This window comes from Flavobacterium sp. (assembly GCF_039932285.1).
In the GTDB taxonomy this organism is placed as follows: Bacteria; Bacteroidota; Bacteroidia; order Flavobacteriales; family Flavobacteriaceae; genus Flavobacterium.
The window spans coordinates 1-25,365 of sequence record NZ_JBDTQE010000002.1; the positions used below are offsets into that span (position 1 = coordinate 1).

Sequence of the window (25,365 nt, forward strand, 5' to 3'; positions counted from 1 at the left end):
AGCCTGAAGCTTACAAAAAAGACATAAAAATCGATTATGTCGGAATTCGTATCCCGAACAAATTCATCGTGGGTTATGGCCTTGATTATGATGGATTGGGAAGGAATTTATCCGACGTTTACCAATTGGCAGAATAACAAAATACAATTGAGAGATTGAAAAATTGAAAGATTCCATAGAACTAAATCTTTAAATTATTAAATCTTTAAATTATTATATTACTTTACTCCAGTACTTCCAAAACCGCCTTCTCCACGTGAAGTTTCTGATAAATCTTGCACTTCTATCCATTGGGCACGTTCGTGTTTGGCAATAATGAGTTGGGCGATGCGTTCTCCGTTTTCGATTACAAAGGCTTCATTGGATAAATTTACTAAAATTACTCCAATTTCTCCACGATAATCGGCATCGACTGTTCCTGGTGAATTGAGAACCGTGATTCCTTTTTTGAAAGCCAATCCGCTACGTGGTCGTACTTGTGCTTCGAAACCTATGGGTAATTCGATAAAAAGTCCTGTTTTTACCAGTGTTCTTTCTAATGGTTGCAAGGTTATTGGTTCTTGAATATTGGCACGTAAATCCATTCCTGCCGAAGCGATGGTTTCGTAATTGGGTAATTCGTGTTGGGATTTATTGATTATTTTAATTTCCATTTTTTAATTTTGGTGCAGGATTGTTTAGTGTTTCTTTTTATAATTTTTTAGCCCCGATTGAAACGGAAATCCTTTTTCTTGCTTCTTTAGCAAGGAAAAGATTGTAGTGGAAAGCGGGAATAGCTCCTGATTTTTATTTTCTTTTTAAGATTCTGATTAAGGTTTCTTTTTCGCTAAAATAAATAAAATACAAGAATATTATTATGATTCCTATTTTTATAAAATAATTTTCTCGGATATATGGAATATAAAAAGAAATTGCAGAAAATGCAACGCTTAAGGTTAAATATCCGAAGATTCGTTTCATGTCATACGGTATTGGATATTGATTTTTTCCTAGTGAGTAGGAAATAAGCATCATACTTCCGTAAGCTGCAATGGTTGCTATTGCTGAACCGTAATAACTCATTGTTGGGATTAGTAAAAAGTTTAGTAATAGTGTTACTCCTGCTCCAACTACTGAGATGTAGGCTCCAATTTTTGTTTTGTCGATTAGCTTGTACCAAACGGATAGATTAGTGTAAATGCCTAGAAAAAAATTAGCAAAAACAATTAATGGAACGACACTCATGGCTTGCCAATAATTTGGGTTTGGGATAAGAAATGTTTTTAATAAATCGGCAAAAACGATTACTACTAATGAGATAAAAGAACCAAAGATGACAAAATATTTAGTTATTGTGGCATAGGTTTGTGGTGCATTCTTATCACTGGCATGACTAAAGAAAAACGGCTCTATTCCCATGGTGTATGCAGTTCGGAATAAAACCATAAACAATCCGAGTTTATAACAAGCAGCATAAGTACCTACTTCGGATTCGGCAATGTTAGACGGAAGTAATTTTCCTAGTAAAATTTTATCTAAATGTTCGTTGACAGCAAAAGCGATTCCCGCAACGAGAATGGGCAAACCATAGTTCATCATTCGTTTCCAAAGAATCTTGTCTATTTTCCAATTTATACTAATATAATCTTGGGAGAGCATTATAAATGTGAGTAAACTTGCTATTATGTTTGCTATAAAAACATATCCTATTTGGAAATTTTCTCTGTAAATAGTCGCAAAAAAACCATCGGGATTAGATTGCGAAATTTTTGGCAAATAAAGTAAAAAGAAAAAGTTTAATGCTAGATTGACTACTACGTTTCCTATTTTTATTATGGCATATTTAATAGGTCTTTGGTTGGCTCTAAGTTTCGAAAAAGGGATTACTACCAGTGCATCTAATACTAGAATCCAAACCGAATAGGTGATATATTGTACATCTACTTTTGCAAAACTTGCAATTGCATCTCTAAACAGTAAAGCTAAAAAAAGGAATGCTAATGAACTCCAAAAAATAGAAATTGTAGAAGTTGCAATTACTTTTTGCTTATCGGTTTCTGAATTATAAAATCTAAAAAAAGCGGTTTCAAAACCGTAAGAAAGAATTACGTTTAGAAAAACCATATAGGCCATAACAATGGTTAAAACACCATATTCTGCTGGGTTTGACATTACACTTGGATTGGTGTAAAGTCGTACTAAGAAAAAACTTAACATTCGCGGAAGCACCATTGCTAGACCGTAAATGGCAGTTTGCTTAAAAAGATTTTTATATAAACTCAAAGTAAATAGTTAATTAAAGAAACAAAAATAACTAATTTCTTGGTCTTGCCGATGGGTAAGCAAGTATTTCTTTTTCTTCTATTTTAGAAATTCTGTAATATTTTTTTATTTTAAAATCTAATACGAGATATAACAAAAAAGATGGTGAAAGTTATTTTTACGTCAATCCTTCTTCATTTAGAATTTTTACAAAGTGAAAACCTTTTGGACCAAAACCTTGATTGTAAAAGAAACGATGTGCTGTAAAGTTGTGCGTATAAGCATCGAGAACAATGTTTGTACAAGCTAAATCTAACGCTTTTTGATTCACATAATCCGTTAGCATTTTACCTATTCCTTTCGAGCGATAATCCGGATGCACAATAAAATTATCGATTTCTAAATATTTTCCTGACCAAAGTTTTATACCAAACCAGCAACCTGTTATCCCAATACATTTTTCATCATCAAAAACAGCAATTTGAGTGTAGTTATGAGGAATCATTTCTTGAAGATAAGATTCGTATTTTTGGATGGTAAGTTTTGGATACAAAAATTGCATAGTCTCAAATTGAGCAAGCATTTCCTTAATTGTTGTGAGTTCTTTTGTTTGCAATGTAAAATAATTTTTTCAGTAAAATTACGCAAAAATTTGTATTCAAAATAAAGTACATTTGCTTCTTTTTTAAAACATCATAATGAAAGTATATTACGTATTACTCATCTCTTTTCTAGTTTCGACAGGAATGCATTCTCAGGAATTTTTTGAAACTAAAAAAACTCCTAATACCGTTACAAAACATAAGATTTCTTATCAAGATGATTATTCTTGGCTAGAAAACATGAGATCTGAAGATGTTAATCATTGGGTGGATAAGCAAAATGAATTTACAAATAATCATTTGTTAGAAACAAGCAAAACTTATTCTTTAGTCTCAAAAATAAGAGAATATGATACCAGAACGACTTATAGTTTACCTAATAAAGTCGGGAATTATTTTTACGCTAGTTATCGTAAAGACAAGAAAAAATTGGCCAGTTTATATTTTATGAAGTCGTTAGACGATGAACCTATAGAAATTGTAAACCCAACCAAGATTTATCCTGAAAAAAATGTTACTATAAGTGGGTATTATCCATCTAAAAACTCGTCTAATCTAGCTTACAAAATAAGTATTGACGGGAGTGATAAACAAGAAATTAGATTTGTAGATTTATTTAAAAACAAAAATTTAGACGATGTTTTAAAAAACGTAAAATTTTCTAATGTTTCTTGGAACAAAGATCGTGGCATTTTTTATAAACAGAATAGTAATAAAGATTTTTTTGCACAAGATTCTACATTCAAACTTTATTATCATAAAATTGGCAACATACAAGATGCTGATGAGCTTATTTTTGACACTACCGAAACTCGTAATAGTATTAGTTTTTTTACCTCAATAAATAAAATTTTTGTAATAGAAACAAATAGAACCAATGGTTTTAAAAATTATTATTATAGTGATTTAGATGGAGATTATTTTAAGTTAACTAAATTCATTGAAAATGACGATTCGGATTTCCAATTTATAAATTATTATAAAGGAAGGATTTATTTTACTTCAAAAAAAATGAATTGGGGAGACATTAGATCTTTTGACATCCAAAACAGAAAAGACGAAAAAACAGTTATTCCTCAAATATATACGCATTTATTAGAAAGAACTTTTTTCTCCGATGATTATTTAATTTGCAAATACAAAACGTTAGGTAAGTATTACATCATATTTTATGATTATGATGGAAAATTGGTACGAAAAATAGAAGTGCCCAACGGAATGGATATAGAATTCATGAATTTTGACAATAAAACTAAAGACTTCTATTTTGGTGTTTATTCTTACACTATGCCTTTTAGAAACTTCAAGGTCAATATAGAAACTGGAAAGGAACAGCCTTTTTTTAGTTTAACAAATCCCCCAAAACCAACACTTTTCCCATTAAACTATTTTGAAACAAAGACTATAACTTATAAGAGTAGAGATAATGTAGATATTCCTATCACAATAATTTATAAAAAAGGACTTCCCCTCGACGGAAACAATCCAACATTGCTAAAGGCTTATGGTGGTTTTGGAGTTGTAAGTTCGCCTAATTATGATACTGGATTATTATATTTTCTTGAAAAAGGAGGTGTTTTTGCTTACGCAGAAATTCGTGGTGGCGGAGAAAAAGGAGAAAAATGGCATGAAGATGGCATGGGATTAAAAAAAATGAATTGTTTTAATGATTTTATTGATGCTGCCGAATATCTAATTAAAGAAAAATATACCTGTCCCAACAAATTAGCAATTACTGGAGCTTCTCAAGGCGGATTATTGGTTGGTGTTGCTATGACAAAAAGGCCTGATTTGTTTAAGGTTGCCATCCCAAAAGTGGGCGCTTTCGATATGATAAATTTTGATCAATTTACAGTTGGAAATTACCATTACAGAGAATATGGGAATGTAAAAAATGAAGACGATTTTATAAATTTGTTAAGTTATTCTCCTTATCACAACATTAAGAAAGAGGTAAATTATCCAACAACATTAATTATTACATCCGAAAATGATGATAGAGTTCCGCCATTACATTCTTATAAGTTTGCTGCTGCGTTACAAAACAGAACAGAACAAAAGAATCCAATTTATTTAAAAGTCACAAAAAAAGCGGGTCATTATGGCGATTCTTCTACTTATGAAAAATTTCTAAACGAAAAAGCGGAGTTTTATAGTTTTTTAATGTATCATTTAAACCAATAAAAAATCATTTCTTTGTAAATATGAAACCCTATTCTGAAATATTGCAAATAACAAATTCTTATCACGAACTTGGCGAAACCATTCAAGCCGCCAATTTCGTAATAGAAGAATACGAGATAAAACACCCCAATTTTAAAGGTTTCGAATTACGGGAAAAAGCCAAAGCTGAATACATCCTCATGACTACCGAAGGTACTTTTGGCTTACCACAAATTATTAGAATTCCAGAAAACACATTTGAATTTGAATTTATACTAATGCTTAACCTCATTGCCCACGAAATGGTTCATGTGGGCCAGAAAGTAACTGGACATTTTGTTGACGACAGAAATGAAAGAGAATGGCAAGCGTATTACGAAATGGTTTTCCATAAAAAATATCCACAAATTCCAGATGTTGCCAAACACCAACAATTATTTTTCGCCAATAAAGCCTTAAGTTATTATACAAAAATGGGCGAAAACTCTGATTTACAAATAAAATATGTGGCACAAAAACAAGAAGTAGATATCTTTGTAAATTCATTATCGTAATAATTTTTTTGTATAACATTTATGAGAAGTAAAAAACAAAAGTTTTTTCTGTTCCTTAAAATTCTAATCCTAATCTTGTTATTTTCTGTAGCAGGAATTTACTTTTTTCGTGATACTTTATTGCAAAAAGTAATTGCAAAAGCGAGTTTAAAATTTGACACCAATTATAATTGTAATTTTTCGGTACAAAAAGCCAGTTTCGATGGCATTTCGAGTATCGAATTGAGTAATATTGTTTTAGTACCCAAAGAAGCAGACACCCTTTTTTCTGTAGAAAAAATAAAGGCGAAAATCAACTTATTTCAATTGATTACTGGCGATATTCAGTTGCAAAATCTTGAAGTGAAAAACGGCTTTATTCAATTGGTAAAAAACCAAAATGGTAGAAATTTTGATGCTTTTCTTAAAAAGGAAAAAAGCGATGATAGCAAAGAAAAAAAGAATTATGCAAAATTAGCCTACAGATTATTATCGAAAGCGCTAAACTTGGTTCCTACTGAAATGCAAATCCAAAACTTATCATTACGAATGAATGATTTAGGGATTAAAGTAACCATGCAACTGCCCAACTTACAATTAAAAAACCACCAGCTACAAACTAATATTAATGTAACAGAAAACGAATTTTCGCAAACCTGGAACATTGCTGGTTTTGTAGATCCTAGAGCTAAAAAAGCCGATGTAAGAATTTATAACAATGATACTTCAAAAATACAATTGCCTTATATTTATAAACGTTTTGGTTTTAAATCTAGTTTCAAAAACATTCATTTAAAACTAGATAAATTTGATTTAGAAAGTAGCGAGCTTCATCTCGACGGATTGGTTTCGGTAGAAGATTTTACCATAAATCATCCTAAAATTGCAAAAAAAGATGTCATACTTAAAACCGCAAGTTTCGATTATCATTTCTTACTAGGAAGCGATTTTGTATCGATAGATAGCACTTCGTCAGCACAAATAAACAACATCAGATTGCGGCCTTTTGCGGAGTATAATACCGAAGAAGATACGGTTTATAAACTTAAAATTTTAATCCCAAAAATGAAAGCCCAAGATTTTATTTCTTCGCTTCCAGACGGATTATTTACCCATTTTACAGGAATGGAAACCGAAGGAAATTTTGATTATAAACTCAATTTTAAATACAACAAAAACAAACCAAACGCTTTGGTTTTTGATAGTAAACTAAACAAAGAAAATCTTAGAATTTTAAAATATGGCGAAGCCAATTTAAACAAACTAAATAGTGAATTTATCTATCGTGCTATCGAAAATAACGTATTGCAACGTCCTATTTTAGTAGGTGATTCTAATCCTAATTTTACGCCTTTAGAACAAATTTCGCCTTATCTTCAAAAATGCGTGCTCACATCGGAAGATCCTTCGTTTTTCTCCCATCACGGATTTATTAATGAAGCTTTCAAACAATCGATTACTAAAAACATTAGAACCAAAAAATTCTCTCGAGGCGCCAGCACTATTAGTATGCAATTAGTTAAGAATGTTTTCTTGACCCGCGAAAAAACATTATCTCGAAAACTAGAAGAGATATTATTGGTTTATTTATTAGAAAACAATCGAATTGCAAGTAAAGAACGCATGCTCGAAGTTTATTTTAACGTAATAGAATGGGGGCCAAATATATATGGTATTGGAGAAGCATCGGCTTTTTATTTTCAAAAAAAACCAATCGATTTGACTTTAAAAGAATGTTTGTTTCTAGCATCGATTGTGCCTAAACCTAAAAAATTTATGTATCAATTTGATGACGAAGGAAAACTAAAATCCTTTGCCAACAAACACGAAGAATTTATGAGTAAACTCATGTTGCGTCGGGGATTATTAACTCCCGAAGACACGATTGGACAACAAGTTCCGCTTTCTATTTCGGGTCATGCAAGAACGCACATGAAGTTTAAAGTGCAAGATTCTATCGCAGTAGATTCTCTTTTTACCGATTTTGATTTTAATTAATTTCATGACCTTCCCAACCTTTTGTGTAAAAAAGTACTCTATATAGATATAAAAACAAATTACTATGAAAAATATAATTCTAATTTTTACCCTTTTGGTTTCGGTAATATCATTTGCGCAGAAACCTGTTTTTGTTTCTGCCAAAGTAAAATCGGCAACCGTTTATTTTAATGCCGCCGAAATTTCACAAAGTACAAACGTTCTATTGCCTTCTGGAACGAGCGAAATTGTAGTGAAAAATGTAGCTAATTACTTGAATGAAAGTTCGGTTCAAATTGGTGCACCATCATCGCTAACAGTACTTTCGGTACAATTTACAAACGATTATATGTCAGAATATGATATTGATGAAAATTCGCCAGCGATTAAGAAAGTAAAAGACAGTATTGTTTTGGTTCAAAAAGAACTCAATAGAGTTATAAACTCTCGAAATTCCGAAAGCAAAACCATCGAATTATTAGATAAAAACCAACAAGTTTTTGGTCAAAATTCTGGTTTAAGCGTCATCGAATTGACAAAAATGGTCGATTATTACAAATCAAAGCGAACTGAAATTAGCAACACGATAAACACTTTAGAAGAAAAAGAAAAAAAGCTAAACGAGTTAATCGCAAAACTAAATAACAAACTTGAGGTAGATACTAGCAAAGAAGAAAAAACTTCCTCAGGAAAACTCGTGTTACAGGTTATGAATACTATTGCTGGAAATGTTCCTTTAGAGATTTCGTATGTGACAAATAATGCTTCGTGGTCGCCTTTTTATGACTTGAGAGCAGAGAATGTTACTTCGCCAATAAATATGATGTACAAAGCGCAAGTGGTTCAAAATACAGGAATCGATTGGAAAAAAGTAAAACTAACACTGTCTTCTGGAAACCCAAATCAAAACAATCAAGCACCAATTTTAAGTTCTTGGTTTTTGAGATATGGCTACGAGCAAAGTTATGGCTATATGAACGCAGATAAAAAATCAAATCAAATACAAAGTAGAGCTCCTGGAATAAAAGTTCAAGAAATTCAAGCCGATATGGAGACTGCATCAATCTCAAACTACACAACCATCAACGAAAATCAATTGAATGTTTCTTTTGATATTGATATTCCTTACGATATTTTATCTAACGGAAAAGCACATTCTGTAGCACTAAAAGAAATAAAATTACCCGCTTCTTACAAATATTATGCGGCACCAAGAGTAGAAAAAGAAGCGTTTTTACTAGCTGAAATTGCCGATTATTCTAAATATAATTTACTGCCTGGAGAGGCAAATATTATTTTTGAAGGAATGTATGTTGGAAAAACAATGATAAATCCTAGTCAAACTTCCGATACTTTAAACTTGAGTATGGGACGCGATAAAAAAGTGTCTATCAAACGAGAAAAAGTAGTCGATAAATCAGGGACTAAATTCTTATCTTCTAAAAAAGAACAGACTTTCACTTACGATATTACGGTGAGAAATAATAAAAAAGAAGCTATTGTGATGTTGCTAAAAGACCAATATCCGTTAAGTTCTGACAAGGAAATAGAAATTGAATTACTTCAAAAAGATGGTGCTAAAGCAAACTTAGAAACTGGAATCTTAACTTGGGATTTAGATTTAAAACCCAATGAAACTAAGAAAATAAGGATTAGTTATTTAGTTAAATATCCTAAAGATAAAATTATTGGGAATTTGTAATAAACAAAAATCCCATCTCGGTCTAGTCGAGATGGGATTTTTTATTTTGAAATTAGTATTACCAAATTTTCACACGATTCTCAGGTTTAACATATAGTTTATCTCCTTCTTTGATATCAAATGCTTTATAGAAAGTATCAAGATTTGTAAGTGGTACATAAGCTCTGTACATTCCTGGTGAATGTGGATCGGTTTTCACTTGATTTTTAATTGCTTCATCTCTCATTTTCGATCTCCAAATGGTTGCCCAAGAGATAAATAATCTTTGTTCTGGTGTGTAACCATCTATAAGACCTGGATTTCCGTTTTGTTTTAAATACAATTGAAGTCCATCGTAAGCTGCATTTATTCCTCCTAAATCACCAATATTTTCTCCTAATGTAAACTTTCCATCTACGTGAGTTCCTGGTAAAGGTTCTAATGCACTGTACTCGTCTGCTAATGCACCACCAAGTCCTGTAAATTGTTTTAAATCGTCTTCTGTCCACCAGTCAACTAAGTTTCCGTCTGCATTATATCTTGCACCAGAATCATCAAATCCGTGAGAGATCTCGTGTCCTATTACAGCTCCTATTCCACCATAATTTACAGCTTCATCAGCTTTATAATCATAAAAAGGTGGTTGTAAAATAGCTGCTGGGAAAACAATCTCATTATAGGCAGGATTGTAATATGCATTTACTGTTTGTGGCGACATTCCCCATGTTGTTTTATCAACAGGTTTTTTTAAGTCTGCGATATTTTCATCAAAATTCCAACGAGAAACATTTTTTATATTTTCATAATAAGTTCCACCTTCTGCTATTGGTTTTACTTCTAGTTTAGAATAGTCTTTCCATTTGTCTGGATAACCAATTTTGATAGTTACTTTATGTAATTTTTCGACCGCCTTAATTTTAGTTTCGGCAGACATCCATGTTAAATTATTTATTCTGTTTTCGTAAGCTAAAATAACATTGTCAATCATTGCTTTGGCTTTAGCTTTAGCTTCTGCTGGAAATTTTTTCTCTACATATAATTTACCTAAAGCTTCTCCAACAGTTCCGTTTACAACTTGTAATGCTCTTTCGTTTCTAGGACGTTGTTTTTTTGCTCCTTGCAAAGTTTTGCTGTAAAAATCCCAATTTGCAGTTTCGATTTCGTCAGTTAATAATCCTGTCGATTTTCTTAACAAAGTCCAACGCATATAGGCTTTTAAGTCATCTATTTTACTGTCTTTAAAAATAGTTTCTAATGCCGTAATATATTTTGGTTGAGTAACTACGATAGATTCTAAATTAGTAATTCCAACACCATCTAAATATTTTTTCCAGTTTATAGATGGGGTTAGTTTTTGTAATTCGGCAACCGACATCGGATTATAAGTTTTTCTGTCATCACGAAGTTCTACTCTGTCAAATCTTGGTTTAGACATAGCGATTTCTAGAGCTAAAATTTTATCCGCTTCTAATTTTGCTTCGGTAGGTTTTGTTCCTAAAAACTGTAACATCCTTGCTACATGAAGTACATATTTTTCACGTTTTTCTTTCGAATCTTTATCTTCAGAAACATAATATTCTCTGTCTGGCAAACCTAAGCTTCCTAACCCAAGGTATACTACATTTTTGTTACTATCTTTCGCATCAGCTCCTACTCCAATTCCGTAGAAACCAATTCCGCCAAGAGGCTCCATTTCGATCAATAAATTATTTACTTCTTGTACAGTTTTGATTGCATTAATCTTTGCTAAATAAGGTTTTATTGGTTTTATTCCAAGGTTATTTCTTGAAATAGTATCCATATAAGTCTGATAAACACTTACTGATTTTGCTTGGTCTGATTTTGGATCTAGTTTCTTGTCAGCTGCAGCTTCTTTCAAAATCGCCAAAGCATCCTTATCTGTATTTTGACGCAATTCATCAAAACTTCCCCAGCGTGTTTTGTCTGCTGGAATATCTGTTTTGTCATACCAAGTTCCGTTTACAAAACGGAAAAAATCATTTCCTGGTTTTACGTTTTTATCCATCAAATCTAAATTGATACCTGGATTTTTTTGTTTGCTTTCCTGTGCATTACTAGTCAAGCAAATTAGTGAAAAAACCGCTAATGAACCAGCGGTTATAAAGGTTTTTTTCATGGTTGATTTTTTATTATTCTATTTATTTTGTAGTGTCTTTTGTCAAAAATAGGAAGTTTTTTTCATTTTGTTCTTTTTTTAACATTGATTTTAAAATTGTTTTGACTTTGATAGAGACGATATTTGTATTTTTGCAAAAAAAATTACCTCATGCTTAATTTTTTACAAAAATTTAAAACCTTACTTATTGTTTTATCCATTTTATCAATAATTATAATTTGGTTGTTTTATAATGTATTAAATCGTAAAACACTTCCCGTTTTTACGCCATCGATGGTAAATCCTGAGTTGGTCGATTCGACAATACAATATGTTGCTAATAAACATACCATTGCTGATTTTGCTTTTACCAATCAAAACGGAAAAACAATTACTCAGAAAGATTATGAAGGCAAAATTTATGTAGCCGATTTCTTTTTTACCACTTGCCAATCTATTTGTCCGAAAATGACTGACAATATGGTTTGGTTGCAAAACCAGATTAAAGACAACCCTAAAGTTATGCTTCTCTCCCATTCGGTAACGCCAGATATAGATAGTGTTTCAGTGCTAAAGGCTTATGCCGAAAGAAAAGGTGTTATTGATGCCAAATGGAATCTTGTAACTGGCAACAAAAAAGATATTTATTATATAGCCCGAAAATCTTATTTAGCTGTAAAAACTGGAAAACCTTCCGAATTGTACGATATGGTACATACCGAAAATTTTGTTTTAGTTGATGACAAAAGACGTGTTCGTGGTTTTTATGATGGAACTAAAAGAGAAGAAGTTGAAAAACTACTGCAAGACATTCTTTTTTTGTGTGAATCCAATAAAAAGGATTAAATTTGTTTTAAATTTATTCAATCTAAATAAACTTGAACTTAACCATTTCAAATCTCGCCATTGGTCAAAAAGCAATCATCAAAGATTTTGACATTAATAATATTCCTCTAAAGTTATTAGAAATGGGCTGTTTGCCAGGAAATATGGTCGAAATTATTCAAATTGCACCTTTTGGCGATCCTTTATATTTGAATATTAATGATAGTCATGTCGCTATTAGATTAGAAACTGCTTCTATTATTGAAGTCGAAATTCTTAATGAAAACAAACCATAATGAAAGTCGGTAATATTAACATCGCTTTAATTGGGAATCCAAATGTTGGGAAAACTTCGGTATTTAACCAACTCACGGGCTTGAACCAACAAGTAGGAAACTATCCCGGGATTACTGTCGAAAAAAAACAAGGTGTTTGCAAATTATCTTCAAATCTTAAAGCAACCATTCTCGATTTACCAGGAACTTACAGTCTTAACGCTAGTTCGCTAGACGAAAATGTGGTTATCGAATTACTTTTAAATAAAAACGACAAGGATTTTCCAGACGTAGCTATTGTAGTGACTGAAGTCGAAAATTTAAAACGAAATTTATTACTTTTCACTCAAATAAAAGATTTAGAGATTCCGACTATTCTGGTTATTAATATGTCTGACAGAATGTCATACAAAGGAATTTCGTTAGATATTCCATATTTAGAAGATAAGCTAAAAACCAAAATCGCACTCGTAAGTTCCCGTAAAGGTGAAGGTATTGATGATTTGAAAAACTTAATCATCAATCATAAAAACATCACGACCGAACCTTGCTTGAATGCTTCAAATATTGATGTGACTTATTTTGATAATTTGCGTCGCGCTTTCCCTAATCAATCTTTATATAAATTGTGGTTGGTAATTACGCAAGATGTAAATTTTTCTAATTTAAACAGAAACGAATTGCCCAATCCTTCGTTTGCGAAACCGAAAGAAGAGCTAAAAAGATTACAACAAAAAGAAACCATTAAACGCTATCAGTTTATTAATGATGTTTTGAAAGTTGGTCAAAAAATAGACTTGGCTTCCGCCAAAGATTTACGAAGCAAACTTGACAGAATACTAATGCACAAAGTATTTGGGTATGTGATTTTTTTCTTGATTCTGATGATCATTTTTCAGTCAATTTTCGATTGGTCTAGTTTGCCAATGGACTTTATAGACAGTTCGTTCGCTTCTTTAAGTTCATGGACACAATCTAAATTACCCGCAGGAGTCTTAACCAATCTAATTGTGCAAGGAATTATCCCAGGTTTGGGAGGAATAGCTATTTTTATTCCACAAATTGCCTTTTTATTTTTATTTATTTCCATTCTTGAAGAAAGTGGATACATGAGTCGCGTGGTTTTCTTGATGGATAAATCGATGCGAAAATTTGGTTTATCTGGTAAAAGTGTCGTGCCACTAATCTCAGGAACTGCTTGTGCTATTCCTGCTATTATGGCAACCAGAAATATCGAAAACTGGAAAGAACGACTGATCACCATTTTAGTTACACCGTTTACAACTTGTTCCGCAAGACTACCCGTTTATTCAATTATAATTTCATTAGTTATTCCAAATACAAGACTTTTTGGTTTGTTTAATTTACAAGGGCTTACATTGATGTTATTGTATTTATTAGGTTTTAGTATGGCATTTTTTTCTGCTTGGATATTAAATAAAATTTTAAAAATTCAATCGAAATCCTATTTTGTGGTCGAAATGCCCAATTATAAACTCCCAATGTTTAAAAACGTAGCGATAAATGTTATTGAAAAAACAAAATCTTTCGTTTTTGGAGCGGGAAAAATGATTTTAGCTCTTTCGGTAATATTGTGGTTTTTAGCTTCATACGGACCTGGTGAAAATTTTAAGAATGCAAGAGAAATAGTTTCGAAACAAAACCCATCGACAGAAAATTTAGAAAACGATATTGCTTCTTATAAATTAGAAAACTCCTATATAGGAATTCTAGGAAAATCGATAGAGCCAGCCATTACACCTTTAGGTTATGATTGGAAAATAGGTATTGCTATTGTTTCTTCTTTTGCAGCACGAGAAGTTTTTGTGGGAACATTAGCTACTATATACAGTATTGAAGACAATGGAAACCAAGAGGCAACCATAAAAAACAAACTATCTACCGAAATAAATCCTGAAACCGGAGACAAACTATTTAACTTCGCTTCTGGTGTTTCGCTGCTACTTTTTTATGCTTTTGCAATGCAATGCATGAGCACACTTGCGGTAACTAAAAAAGAAACAAATTCTTGGAAATGGCCAGCAATTCAGTTGGTTTTTATGAGCGGATTTGCTTATACAGTTGCATTAATTGCTTATCAAATCTTGAAATAATGATACAAGAAATAATCGCATTTTCTTTATTAGTTGTTGCAGTATATTTTCTGTACAAGAAATTTTTTGGCAAAAAGAAAAATGATAAAAATTGTGGTGGAGATTGTGGTTGTAAATAACCTACTCAAAATTTATTTCCAAACGATAAGTTGATTTATCTAAAATCTTGTCTTTTATCGGAAACGGGAAAACATAAACAGATTTTATTTTATTTTTAGTATAGTATTTTGCAAAAAAGTTAATGGCTTGTTCATTGTTGTTTGGTGAGACAGTAATTTTCATTTCTTCGACTATTTTTTTGTCTTTATAAACTAAAATAACCATTTGTACTTCGCCAGCCCAAATACATTGCACACCTTGTGGGCAGCGAGAATCTGAGTTTACTTCTTTTAGTCGGAAAGAATATCCTTTTTTAGCAAGACAATTTTTCTGAGTAATTTTTATAGGTTTTTGTTTCGATTCTTGTGCAAAAACAGAAATACTAAAAATTAGTAAAAAGAAGAAGAAAATATTTTTCATTTGAGTTTTCTTAAAGTTCAATCAAATATAATGCTTTTCTTAAATTATTTTCACAAATAAGTTACTTGCAATTTTATTTGAAATCGTTAATTCTCTAGAATCTACTTTTATTTTTAATGATAAATCGAAGGTTTCTTTCGACAATATTTCAATTTTAGAACCCAAAGCTATTTCTTGTTTGTCCAGATATTTTAAAAATTCCGACGAAGTATCTTTTACCCCTACACAAACCCCAATTTGTTTTTCGTTTGCTTCTGATAACAATTGCTTTTCAACAGAAATAATTTGTCCATTGGCATTCGGGATCGGATCGCCATGAGGATCTTTGGTTGGATTATCAAGAAAATCATCTAATTTGTTTATTAACTTTTCGGACTTTATATGTTCTAATTGTTCCGCAATATCATGTACTTCGTCCCAAGAAAAATCTAGTTTTTCGACCAGAAATACTTCCCACAAACGGTGTTTTCTCACAATCATTTTTGCCGAAAGCGAACCTTTTTCTGTAAGTGAAACGCCTTGGTATTTTTTGTAATTTATTAAATCCTTCTCAGCTAATTTTTTAAGCATATCAGTAACTGATGATGCTTTTGTTTCCATTTTTTCGGCAATAGCATTAGTGCTTACTTCCGAATGGGAAATAGTCGTGAGATGATAAATTGTTTTTAGATAATTTTCTTCTGAAAAAGTCATTTTTTAATTTTTTACTATAAATAATGGAATCGAAATTTCATGTCGCAATTTATCAACTGTAGTTCCAAAAAGTAAATCTTTTATCCCACGATGACCATGTGTTCCCATAACCAAAACATCATAATTGCCTGCTTTTATAATTTTTGGAATGGCTTTGTTTGGTTTGCCAAAGCCTAATTTAGTTGATACTTTAAATCCATTTTGCGTAAGCATATCTTCATATTCTTTCAATAATTTTTCGTCTATCGATGTTTCGTGATCGTCAGCATTTTCGCCAAAAAGCATTGCACCTATGGTTTCTACTACATGAATTAAGGTATATTTTGCTTCAATTCCACCCAACTCAAATGCTGCATTTATTGCCATTTCATCTGCAGAAGAAAAATCGACCGAAACGGCAATATTCTTTTTAGTATAAGTTTCCGATGGCGAAAATTTAAGCACCATGTTGTGTGGCGAATGGTTTTGAATTTCTAATTTTGATTTGGTTATAAACGGTTTGAAAACAATATATAGCAACAAAATTAAAAACCCAAAAGCTAATGGAACAACGGTAAACCACAAAAAAATTGGGTTTTCAGATGTTTCTAGCCAACCTTGAATCTCGTTGAAAACCAATTTAGCATTTAATGAAACAATGATTAAAGCCACAATCCAAGAAGCAATTTGAGTAGTTTTAGAAATAGCAAAACCTTTCATACGTTCTTTATCTGAAACAAAATGAATAAGCGGAATAATGGCAAATCCCAATTGCAAACTCAAAATTACCTGGCTCAAAATAAGCATTTTTCCTGTTACGCTTTCACCAAAAACTGAAATCACAATAACCGCTGGAACAATCGCAATTAATCTGGTAATGATACGACGAACCCATGGCTGAATTCTTAAATTTAGATAACCTTCCATGATAATTTGTCCAGCCAATGTTCCTGTAATAGTCGAACTTTGTCCAGCCGCAATAAGCGCTACAGCAAATAATATAGGCGCCCAACTAGTACCTAACATAGGAGCTAAAAGTTGATGTGCATCTTGAATTTCGGCAACTTCGAACATTCCGTTTTTGTAAAATGTGGCTGCTGCCAAAATTAAAATGGCTGCATTTACAAAAAAGGCTAGGTTTAAAGCAATCGTCGAATCGATAAAATTATATTTTAACGCTTGCTTAATTCCCGCAGCACTTCTATCGAATTTTCGAGTTTGTACCAATGACGAATGCAAGTATAAGTTATGCGGCATGACCGTTGCTCCAATAATTCCGATAGCAATGTACAATGCATTTTCATTTGGCATCGATGGAATGAGTCCTTTTAGAACACTTCCTACTTCTGGCTGGGCAAAAATCATTTCGAAAATAAAAGAAATTCCAATAATCATGACCAAAGCAATGATAAAAGCTTCCATTTTTTTAATTCCTTTATTGATCAAAAAAAGCAATAAAAAAGTATCTAAAACAGTAATCATTACTCCTTGAATTAACGGAATACCAAATAATAAATTAATACCTATTGCCATTCCTAAAACTTCTGCTAAGTCACAAGCAGCAATAGCAATTTCCGCAAGGAAATAAAGAATATAATTTATAAATGGTGAGTAGGTTTCACGTGATGCTTGTGCTAGATCGCGTTGCGTTACAATTCCTAATCGTGCACTCAAACTCTGTAAAAGCAACGCCATCATGTTACTCATAAGTAAAACCCAAAGCAAAGTGTAACCAAATTGGCTTCCACCCGCAATGTCTGTCGCCCAATTTCCTGGATCCATATAACCAACACTAACCAGATAAGCTGGGCCAAAAAAGGCTAATATTTTTCTAAAAACAGTCGTTTTATTTTGTGTTGAAACCGATTGATTTACTTCTTCGAGTGATTTTTCCATAATTTTTTTAAACTATCTGCAACAAATATAAATAAAATTATATTATTAAAATTATTTTTTTAGTTTTGTCTAAAAATAAATTATTACTAAACTAAATGAAAAATAAATTATTTGCAACTCTCATCACTTTATTAGTGTTTAATTTATTTTATGCTCAGGAATTACCATCTATTCAAACAGATAGGCCAGATCAAACCGAATGTCCGTTTATAACTCCAATAAATTATTTTCAGTTAGAAAATGGTTTTTCTTTTGAAAAAATAGACAATAATATTAATGAAATTGTATCTCCAACAATTCTAACTCGTTTCGGAATTAACGATCATTTTGAAATACGATTAATAACGGAATATCTTATCAATAAAGATTATTCTGAAAAAATATCTGGTTTTAATCCAGTTTTAATTGGTTTCAAAACAAGACTTTTTGAAGAGAAAGGAATCATACCGCTAACTTCATTTATTGGACATATTGGAATCCCAAAACTAGCTTCTTCAAACTATAAAGTATCGTATTATGCGCCCGAATTTCGATTTGCCATGCAACATACTATTAGCGAAAAACAATCTTTGGCTTATAATCTTGGTGCTGAATGGAACGGAGAAACTGCTGAACCAACATTTGTTTACACGCTAACTACTGGTCGTTCTCTAACCGAAAAAATAGGTGCTTACATAGAATTATATGGGTTTTTGCCACAAATAGAAAAGCCAGATCATCGATTTGATGCTGGATTAACCTATTTATTAAATCCGAATCATCAGTTTGATATTTCTGGCGGATTGGGTTTGTCTAAAACTTCTCCTAAATATTTTCTTTCTTTAGGTTATTCGTTTCGATTTAAAACTTAAAAAAGGATTACAAAACATTTCTAAGTTCCTTCGAGAAATATTACTAAATTTGCGTTCTTATTAAAAATTTAAGTTATGTTACAAATCGCATTTATTAGAGAAAATCAGGAAAAAGTAATCAAAGCTTTGGCAAAAAGAAGTATTGATGCTACTGCTATTGTTCAAGAAGTGGTGCAACTAGACGAAAAACGTCGTGCTACACAAGTAGAATTAGACAATGTTTTATCCGAATCTAATAAAATATCCGCAACGATTGGTGATTTAATGAAAAGCGGAGAAAAAGAAAAAGCTACTGCTCTAAAAGAACAAATTGCTACAAATAAAGAAAAAAGTAAAGAGCTTTCTGAAATTACAGAAGCTTTAGCAAAAGACTTGTTAGACAAACTATACACCTTACCTAATCTTCCAGCAGATATTGTTCCTGAAGGGAAAACACCTGAAGAAAATTTAAATATTTTTCAAGAAGGCGATATTCCTGTTTTGCACGAAAATGCACAACCACACTGGGAGTTGATAAAAAAATATGACATTGTCGATTTCGAATTAGGCACTAAAATTACAGCACCTGGATTTCCAGTTTACAAAGGAAAAGGAGCCAAATTACAACGCGCTCTTATTTCTTATTTTTTGGATAAAAACACAGATGCTGGTTATCTAGAATACCAAGTGCCATACATGGTAAATGAAGCTTCTGCTTACGGAACTGGGCAATTACCAGACAAAGAAGGACAAATGTATCACGATGCAAAAGATAATTTATATCTTATTCCAACTGCAGAAGTTCCTGTAACCAACATTTTTAGAGATGTTATTCTAAACGAAAACGAATTACCAGTTTTGTGTACAGGTTACACACCTTGTTTCCGTCGTGAAGCAGGATCTTGGGGAGCTCACGTTCGTGGTTTAAATCGTTTACACCAATTTGATAAGGTAGAAATCGTTCGCATAGAGCATCCTGACAAATCATATGAAGCACTAGAAGGTATGGTAGAACATGTAAAAAGTATTTTACAAGAACTAAAATTACCGTACCGAATTCTTCGTCTTTGTGGTGGTGATATGGGTTTTGCATCGGCATTAACTTATGATTTTGAGGTTTTTAGCACAGCACAAGATCGTTGGTTGGAAATTTCATCAGTGTCTAATTTTGAAACATTTCAGTCTAATAGATTAAAATTGCGTTTCAAAGATAAAGAGGGTAAAAACCAATTGGCTCACACATTAAACGGAAGTTCACTGGCCTTGCCAAGAGTTTTAGCGGGAATTTTAGAAAATTATCAAACACCCGAAGGAATCGTAATTCCCGAAGTACTCAGAAAATATACAGGTTTTGATATAATTAATTAAAATCGACACAATTTTTTAGATGTACTAATGAAGCATAAAATTGTTACATTAGTACATTGTTTTTTTAGATAATCAATGAAAAATTTATTTCTATATATCGTTTTGTTATTTCCAATGTTTGTTTTCTCGCAAAATGAACAATTGGCGCAAAATTATTTTGACAGAGGTGAGTTCGACAAAGCAACACTTATTTATGAAGATTTAGTAAAAGGTCAGCCCAATAATTACAATTATTTTCAGAAACAAGTAGCCTGTTACCAACAACTAAAACAATTTGATAAAGCCGAAACGATTATCAAAAATAGAATAGACAAAACTAAGCAACCTAATTTATATATCGAATTAGGGTATAATTATCAGTTGCAAAAAAACACGGATAAAGCCGATAAAAACTATAAAATTGCGCTTGAGAAAATAAAAGAAAACCCAAATAATGTTTATACTGTCGCACGAGATTTCGAGCAAAAAGTATTGGTCGAACAAGCCATCGAAGCCTATCGTTTAGGGGCTTTAGGCAATCCTGATGCAAATTTCGATTATCAAGTTTCCTTATTGCAAGGGCAAATGGGAAAAATAGATTTAATGATTGATACCTTACTCGATTATTCTTTAAAGTTTCCTAGTAATTTACCATTGGTTCAAAACCAATTAACACGTTTTATGTCTGAAGATTCTCAGAAAACTTTTTCTGATACTCTAAAAAAAGCATTGCTTATACGTACCCAAAAAACACAAGATATTTTCTGGAACCAATACATGAGTTGGTTTTTTGTACAACAAAAAGAATATGCAAAAGCATTCATACAAGAAAAAGCTATTTTTAAAAGAAATTCAGATAATTTACTCAATATCATTAATTTAGCAAAACTGACTATCGATGATAATGAAATTGAAACCGCTACTGAAATACTAAATTTTATTTTACTAAACACACAAGATTTAGAATTACAAATGGAAGCTCATTATCAATTAATATCCATAGATATTGATAAAGCAACCCCAATAGAATATCCAATTATAAAAGACAAACTGGATTTGTTATTAAAGAAATATGGGATTTCACCGTATTCTATAAGATTACAAATTATAAATGCACATTTTGATGCTTTTTATTTAAAACAATTCGAATCGGCAAAAACAATTTTGACCAAAGCCTTAGATTTACCATTGAATAATTATCAAAAAGCAGATGTGAAAATGGAATTGGCCGATGTTTTGCTGTTAGATGAAAAATTTAATCAAGCCATTATCTATTATGCTCAAATAGAAGATGATTTAGAAAATGATCAAATAGCGCACGAAGCCAGCTTAAAAATGGCAAAAGCAAGTTATTACAAAGGAGATTTCGATTGGGCACAAAAACAATTTACAGTTTTAAAATCATCAACATCACAACTTATCGCTAATGATTCGATGGAATTATTCTTACTCATTAGCGACAATACTGTCGAAGATTCGACGCAAGTAGCTTTAAAAAAATTCGCGAAAGCCGATTTTTTAGCTTATCAAAACAAAAGCGCAGAAGCATTACAATCATTTGAAACTATTTTAGCACAACACAAAGGAGAAAAGATAGAAGATGTAACTTTGCTCAGGATTGGAAAATTGTACGAAAAACAAAATGATTTTCCCCAAGCACTTAACTATTACCAACAAATAATAGACAAACACGCTGATGGAATTTATATCGATGAAGCTTTGTTTTTTTCGGCCGAAATTTACAGAAAACAACTGCCTGATATTGCAAAAGCAAAAGCGTATTATGAGAAAATAATATTTGCCCACGAAGACAGTATTTATTTCGTAGAAGCAAGAAATAATTACAGAAAATTGCGAGGAGACACGAATTTATAAACAGACCTTTAGATTATTAGATTTTTCGAAAAGTCTAACAATCTATTATCTAAAAGTCTAATAATCTAAAATATGATAATATACAACGTAACCATAAATATTCACGAAAGTGTACATGACCAATGGTTTTCTTGGATGCAAGAGAAACATATTGCCGAAGTTCTAGCAACAGGTAAATTTAGTTCGGCTAGAATGGTCAAAGTTTTAATAGAAGAAGAAATGGGTGGAGTTACCTATTCAATTCAATTTACAACCGACAGTAAAAAAACATTACAAAAATATTATGAAGAAGATGCACCGAAAATGCGCGAAGAAGGATTGCGTCTTTTTGGTGATAAAATGTTGGCTTTTAGAACAGAGTTAGAAGTAATCAGTGAACATTAGTTAAGAATCCTGTCTTTCCCACGCAGGTGGGAAACCAAAATAAAAAACAATTCCTAATTTTAAATGTTTAAAACAACGCATCAATATTACATATACATTTTAGCGAGTCAAAAAAATGGAACTTTATATATTGGCGTTACAAACGATTTATAAAGAAGAATTTTAGAACACAAACAAAAAACAAATAAAGGATTTACTTCAAAATATGATGTAAATAGATTAGTTTATTTTGAATCTTTCCAATATATAAATGATGCCATACTTCGAGAAAAAAGACTCAAAAAATGGAATCGTAAATGGAAAATCAATTTAATTGAAGAAGAAAACAAAGATTGGAAAGACCTTTCGGAAGATTGGTATAATTAAATAGATTCCCGCCTTCGCGGGAAAGACAAAGCGGTATGGAAGCAGTAAAAGCAAAAAAACACCTCGGACAGCATTTCCTAAAAGACGAAAGTATTGCAAAAGATATTGCCGACACTTTAAATCTAGAAGGTTATGATGATTTGTTAGAAATTGGCCCAGGAATGGGCGTTCTTACAAAGTATTTATTAGAAAAAGAAGTCACAACTTACGTCATCGAAATCGATACGGAATCGGTAACTTATCTTGATGAAAATTATCCAAAACTAAAAGATAAAATAATTTCTAAGGATTTCTTAAAATATAATATCAACGAAATTTTCGATGGTAAGCAATTTGCTATTATTGGAAACTTCCCATACAATATTTCGACACAAATAGTTTTTCGCGCTCTAGAATATCGCAACCAAATTCCAGAATTTGCAGGAATGTTTCAAAAAGAAGTAGCACAAAGAATTTGCGAGAAAAAAGGAACAAAAACCTACGGAATTCTATCGGTTTTAGTGCAAGCGTTTTATGATGCCGAATATTTATTTACCGTCGATGAAACGGTATTTATTCCACCACCAAAAGTAAAATCAGGCGTATTGCGTTTGCGAAGAAAAAAAGATTATAGTTTGCCGTGTAGCGAAAAATTATTTTTTACAGTAGTAAAAACAGCGTTTCAACAACGAAGAAAAACATTGCGAAACAGTTTAAAAACACTAAATTTGTCCGATATTTTGAGGGAAGATGAAGTTTTTAATCTTCGCCCAGAACAATTAGATGTGCAACAATTTATAGAATTGACAAAAAAAATAGAAGCCGATGGAATTTAAAATCAGCAAAGATCTAATAAAAGAATTAGAGCAACTCATTCAGCAAAAAGACGACCAACAATTGGAAGTTTTGCTAAATGATTTGCATCATGCTGATATTGCCGAAATTCTAGATGAACTAGATTTTGACGAAGCAACTTATATTTTTAAAGTTTTAGATTCCGAAAAAACAGCCGAAATTCTATTAGAACTCGAAGACGATTTACGTGAAAATATATTGGGTCGCTTGTCTCCAAAAGAAATCGCCGAAGAACTTGACGAACTAGAAACAAATGATGCTGCCGATATTATTGCCGAACTTTCTAAAAGTAAGAAAGAAGAAGTAATATCAGAACTTCAAGACGTAGAACACGCCAAAGATATTGTCGATTTATTACGTTACAAAGAAGACACAGCAGGTGGAATCATGCACAAAGAACTCGTAAAAGTTTACGAAAACTGGAACGTACTTACTTGTATAAAAGAAATGCGTATTCAGGCCGAAAACATCTCTCGAGTACACTCTATATATGTCGTAGATGAACAAGATAAATTATTAGGAAGGTTATCGCTTAAGGATTTACTTACAACCTCAGCAAAAACACCAATTAGCGAAGTATATATCCGAAAACTAAATTCTGTAATGGTCGATACCGAAGATATTGAAGTAGCGCGAATCATGCAAAAATATGACTTAGAAGCAATTCCTGTAACCGACGAATTAGGTCGATTAGTAGGTCGAATAACTATCGATGATATTGTAGATGTAATAAAAGACGAAGCCGAAAAAGATTACCAATTGGCAGCGGGTATTACACAAGATGTCGAAGCAAACGACAGCGTTCGTGAACTCATAAAAGCAAGATTACCGTGGTTACTCATCGGAATGGTTATAGAAATTATTGCATCTTATGTTTTGAAAAGTAATGAGATGACTATGAAAACCTATTTTACATTAATGATTTTTGTTCCATTATTATCTGCAACAGCAGGAAATGTCGGAGTACAAGCATCGGCAATCGTAGTGCAAGGTTTAGCAAACGGAACATTAAAACAATTTTCTCGAAATTATTTCTCGAAAGAACTGACCGTGGCATTAATCTCTGGAACTATAATTTCTTTGTTGTTATTAGCCTATCATTCTGTAATGTATCAACAATATTTGGTTGGTTTTGCTATATCAATATCTATAATTGTTGTGATTCTTTTTGCAGCAACATTGGGAACATTAGTGCCTTTTTTCTTGCATAAAAATAAAATAGATCCAGCAATAGCAACAGGACCTTTCGTTACTACAACCAACGATGTTTTTGGAATCATTTTGTATTTTATGATTGCAAAATTAATATTAGGCGTTTAATTTATTAATAAATGAAAATACACATCATAGGTGGCGGAAACTTAGGCGTAGCCATCGCTTTAGGAATAGTAAAATACACTACAAATAATCAAGTAAAAGTCACCAAAAGAAACATAGAAATCCTCTCTTATTTACAAGAAAAAGGAATCGAAATTTCTAAAAATAATGCAAATAATATTCAAGATGCAGATATTATTGTTTTAACCGTAAAGCCACATCAGATAGAAACTGTTTTAAAAGAAATTTCTGATAAAATTCAAAATAAAACCATCATTTCGGCAGTCAGTGGCGTATCCATAAATACAATTCAAAACATCGTTGGAAACGACCATGCCGTAATACGAATTATGCCAAATATTGCGATACAATTTGGAGAATCGGCAACTTGTATTTCATTTGAAGAGAAAGACAAAACCGAAGCCCAAAAAGTAATTTCTTTGTTCCAACAATTAGGAACAGCACCCATAATAGAAGAAAAACTAATGGATGCCGCTACAGTTCTTGGCGCTTGCGGAACAGCTTATGCTTTGCGATACATTCGTGCTTCGATGCAAGCAGGAATAGAAATTGGTTTCGATGCGCAAACCGCACTTTCTATAGCAGCACAAACAGCAAAAGGAGCAGCAAAAATGCTTCTGGAAGAAAAAGTACACCCAGAACAACTTATAGACAGAGTAACTACACCACAAGGTTGTACCATTGTAGGACTCAACGAAATGGAACACCAAGGCTTTAGTTCTTCCTTAATAAAAGGAATAAAAACTTCCTTACAAAAAATAAAAGAGTAATTTTTTA

Annotated in this window: 22 protein-coding genes and 2 pseudogenes; 17 read left to right on the forward strand and 7 right to left on the reverse strand. The window is 32.0% G+C overall.

The features are described 5' to 3' along the window. Nucleotides 1-137: pseudogene (locus ABI549_RS00590) on the forward strand (hypoxanthine phosphoribosyltransferase); the annotation flags it as partial. A gap of 81 nt (nucleotides 138-218) precedes the next feature. On the opposite strand, the gene dut reads toward ABI549_RS00590, so the two are convergent. The 3 genes from dut to ABI549_RS00605 all read right to left on the reverse strand — a co-directional run bounded on the left by dut (nucleotide 219) and on the right by ABI549_RS00605 (nucleotide 2,824). Continuing rightward, nucleotides 219-653 (reverse strand): dUTP diphosphatase, encoded by a 435-nt coding sequence (gene dut, locus ABI549_RS00595; RefSeq protein WP_348074502.1) that lies wholly within the window; start codon nucleotides 651-653, stop codon nucleotides 219-221. Nucleotides 654-786: 133 nt separating this feature from the next. Then, nucleotides 787-2,262, reverse strand: a complete 1,476-nt coding sequence (locus ABI549_RS00600) for a polysaccharide biosynthesis C-terminal domain-containing protein (RefSeq protein ID WP_348074503.1) — start codon at nucleotides 2,260-2,262, stop codon at nucleotides 787-789. Between the two features lie 157 nt (nucleotides 2,263-2,419). Then, a complete protein-coding gene (locus ABI549_RS00605; RefSeq protein ID WP_348074598.1) occupies nucleotides 2,420-2,824 on the reverse strand; it encodes a GNAT family N-acetyltransferase in 405 nt (134 codons plus the stop codon). A 115-nt stretch (nucleotides 2,825-2,939) separates the two neighbouring features. Between ABI549_RS00605 and ABI549_RS00610 the strand changes: the two genes are divergently transcribed. The 4 genes from ABI549_RS00610 (at nucleotide 2,940) to ABI549_RS00625 (ending at nucleotide 9,218) form a co-directional block, all read left to right on the forward strand. Then, complete coding sequence (locus ABI549_RS00610) at nucleotides 2,940-5,027, forward strand: prolyl oligopeptidase family serine peptidase (RefSeq protein ID WP_348074504.1); 2,088 nt, start codon at nucleotides 2,940-2,942, stop codon at nucleotides 5,025-5,027. A 20-nt stretch (nucleotides 5,028-5,047) separates the two neighbouring features. Continuing rightward, nucleotides 5,048-5,560, forward strand: a complete 513-nt coding sequence (locus ABI549_RS00615) for a hypothetical protein (protein ID WP_348074505.1) — start codon at nucleotides 5,048-5,050, stop codon at nucleotides 5,558-5,560. 21 nt (nucleotides 5,561-5,581) lie between these two features. Beyond that, nucleotides 5,582-7,537: a transglycosylase domain-containing protein gene (locus ABI549_RS00620; protein ID WP_348074506.1), complete on the forward strand. Its 1,956-nt coding sequence runs from the start codon at nucleotides 5,582-5,584 to the stop codon at nucleotides 7,535-7,537. 64 nt (nucleotides 7,538-7,601) lie between these two features. Continuing rightward, entirely contained in the window at nucleotides 7,602-9,218 is a 1,617-nt protein-coding gene (locus tag ABI549_RS00625) for a DUF4139 domain-containing protein (protein ID WP_348074507.1), read from the forward strand. A 58-nt stretch (nucleotides 9,219-9,276) separates the two neighbouring features. Here ABI549_RS00625 and ABI549_RS00630 read toward each other — a convergent pair whose 3' ends face one another. Beyond that, on the reverse strand, nucleotides 9,277-11,334 hold the full coding sequence (locus tag ABI549_RS00630) for a M13 family metallopeptidase (RefSeq protein ID WP_348074508.1): 2,058 nt from the start codon (nucleotides 11,332-11,334) through the stop codon (nucleotides 9,277-9,279). A 150-nt stretch (nucleotides 11,335-11,484) separates the two neighbouring features. Between ABI549_RS00630 and ABI549_RS00635 the strand changes: the two genes are divergently transcribed. From ABI549_RS00635 to ABI549_RS00650, 4 genes are read left to right on the forward strand one after another with little or no spacing between them, the layout of a single operon-like run. Then, nucleotides 11,485-12,159 carry an SCO family protein gene (locus ABI549_RS00635; protein ID WP_348074509.1) on the forward strand — a complete coding sequence of 225 codons (675 nt, stop codon included), beginning with the start codon at nucleotides 11,485-11,487 and terminating at the stop codon, nucleotides 12,157-12,159. A 32-nt stretch (nucleotides 12,160-12,191) separates the two neighbouring features. Then, complete coding sequence (locus ABI549_RS00640) at nucleotides 12,192-12,434, forward strand: FeoA family protein (protein WP_348074510.1); 243 nt, start codon at nucleotides 12,192-12,194, stop codon at nucleotides 12,432-12,434. Further along, nucleotides 12,434-14,527 (forward strand): ferrous iron transport protein B, encoded by a 2,094-nt coding sequence (gene feoB, locus ABI549_RS00645; RefSeq protein ID WP_348074511.1) that lies wholly within the window; start codon nucleotides 12,434-12,436, stop codon nucleotides 14,525-14,527. The genes ABI549_RS00640 and feoB overlap by 1 nt, the downstream gene beginning before the upstream one ends. Beyond that, nucleotides 14,527-14,646, forward strand: coding sequence for a FeoB-associated Cys-rich membrane protein (locus tag ABI549_RS00650; RefSeq protein WP_348074512.1), 120 nt, complete (start codon nucleotides 14,527-14,529; stop codon nucleotides 14,644-14,646). The genes feoB and ABI549_RS00650 overlap by 1 nt, the downstream gene beginning before the upstream one ends. Nucleotide 14,647: 1 nt before the next feature. Here the strand turns inward: ABI549_RS00650 and ABI549_RS00655 are convergent, their stop codons facing one another. Genes ABI549_RS00655 through ABI549_RS00665 form a run of 3 tightly spaced genes read right to left on the reverse strand, consistent with a single transcriptional unit; the run spans nucleotide 14,648 to nucleotide 17,614 of the window. After that, nucleotides 14,648-15,046 (reverse strand): hypothetical protein, encoded by a 399-nt coding sequence (locus ABI549_RS00655; protein WP_348074513.1) that lies wholly within the window; start codon nucleotides 15,044-15,046, stop codon nucleotides 14,648-14,650. A 39-nt stretch (nucleotides 15,047-15,085) separates the two neighbouring features. Next, nucleotides 15,086-15,739 carry a metal-dependent transcriptional regulator gene (locus ABI549_RS00660; protein WP_348074514.1) on the reverse strand — a complete coding sequence of 218 codons (654 nt, stop codon included), beginning with the start codon at nucleotides 15,737-15,739 and terminating at the stop codon, nucleotides 15,086-15,088. Between the two features lie 3 nt (nucleotides 15,740-15,742). Then, on the reverse strand, nucleotides 15,743-17,614 hold the full coding sequence (locus ABI549_RS00665; protein WP_348074515.1) for an Nramp family divalent metal transporter: 1,872 nt from the start codon (nucleotides 17,612-17,614) through the stop codon (nucleotides 15,743-15,745). Between the two features lie 95 nt (nucleotides 17,615-17,709). Here ABI549_RS00665 and ABI549_RS00670 point away from each other — a divergent pair, with 95 nt between their 5' ends. From ABI549_RS00670 to proC, 8 genes and pseudogenes are all read left to right on the forward strand, one after another. Next, entirely contained in the window at nucleotides 17,710-18,465 is a 756-nt protein-coding gene (locus ABI549_RS00670; RefSeq protein ID WP_348074516.1) for a transporter, read from the forward strand. 75 nt (nucleotides 18,466-18,540) lie between these two features. Then, nucleotides 18,541-19,812 carry a serine--tRNA ligase gene (gene serS, locus ABI549_RS00675; protein ID WP_348074517.1) on the forward strand — a complete coding sequence of 424 codons (1,272 nt, stop codon included), beginning with the start codon at nucleotides 18,541-18,543 and terminating at the stop codon, nucleotides 19,810-19,812. Between the two features lie 75 nt (nucleotides 19,813-19,887). Next, nucleotides 19,888-21,666, forward strand: a complete 1,779-nt coding sequence (locus ABI549_RS00680) for a tetratricopeptide repeat protein (RefSeq protein ID WP_348074518.1) — start codon at nucleotides 19,888-19,890, stop codon at nucleotides 21,664-21,666. Nucleotides 21,667-21,738: 72 nt separating this feature from the next. Next, nucleotides 21,739-22,050 (forward strand): DUF4286 family protein, encoded by a 312-nt coding sequence (locus ABI549_RS00685; protein ID WP_348074519.1) that lies wholly within the window; start codon nucleotides 21,739-21,741, stop codon nucleotides 22,048-22,050. A 63-nt stretch (nucleotides 22,051-22,113) separates the two neighbouring features. Beyond that, nucleotides 22,114-22,416 (forward strand): annotated as a pseudogene (locus ABI549_RS00690) (GIY-YIG nuclease family protein). Nucleotides 22,417-22,451: 35 nt separating this feature from the next. Beyond that, the gene (rsmA, locus tag ABI549_RS00695) at nucleotides 22,452-23,231 is read left to right on the forward strand and encodes a 16S rRNA (adenine(1518)-N(6)/adenine(1519)-N(6))-dimethyltransferase RsmA (protein WP_348074520.1); all 780 of its coding nucleotides are present in this window, start codon (nucleotides 22,452-22,454) and stop codon (nucleotides 23,229-23,231) included. After that, nucleotides 23,221-24,570 carry a magnesium transporter gene (gene mgtE, locus ABI549_RS00700; protein ID WP_348074521.1) on the forward strand — a complete coding sequence of 450 codons (1,350 nt, stop codon included), beginning with the start codon at nucleotides 23,221-23,223 and terminating at the stop codon, nucleotides 24,568-24,570. The genes rsmA and mgtE overlap by 11 nt, the downstream gene beginning before the upstream one ends. 11 nt (nucleotides 24,571-24,581) lie before the next feature. After that, on the forward strand, nucleotides 24,582-25,358 hold the full coding sequence (proC, locus tag ABI549_RS00705) for a pyrroline-5-carboxylate reductase (RefSeq protein ID WP_348074522.1): 777 nt from the start codon (nucleotides 24,582-24,584) through the stop codon (nucleotides 25,356-25,358). Nucleotides 25,359-25,365: the final 7 nt, after the last annotated feature.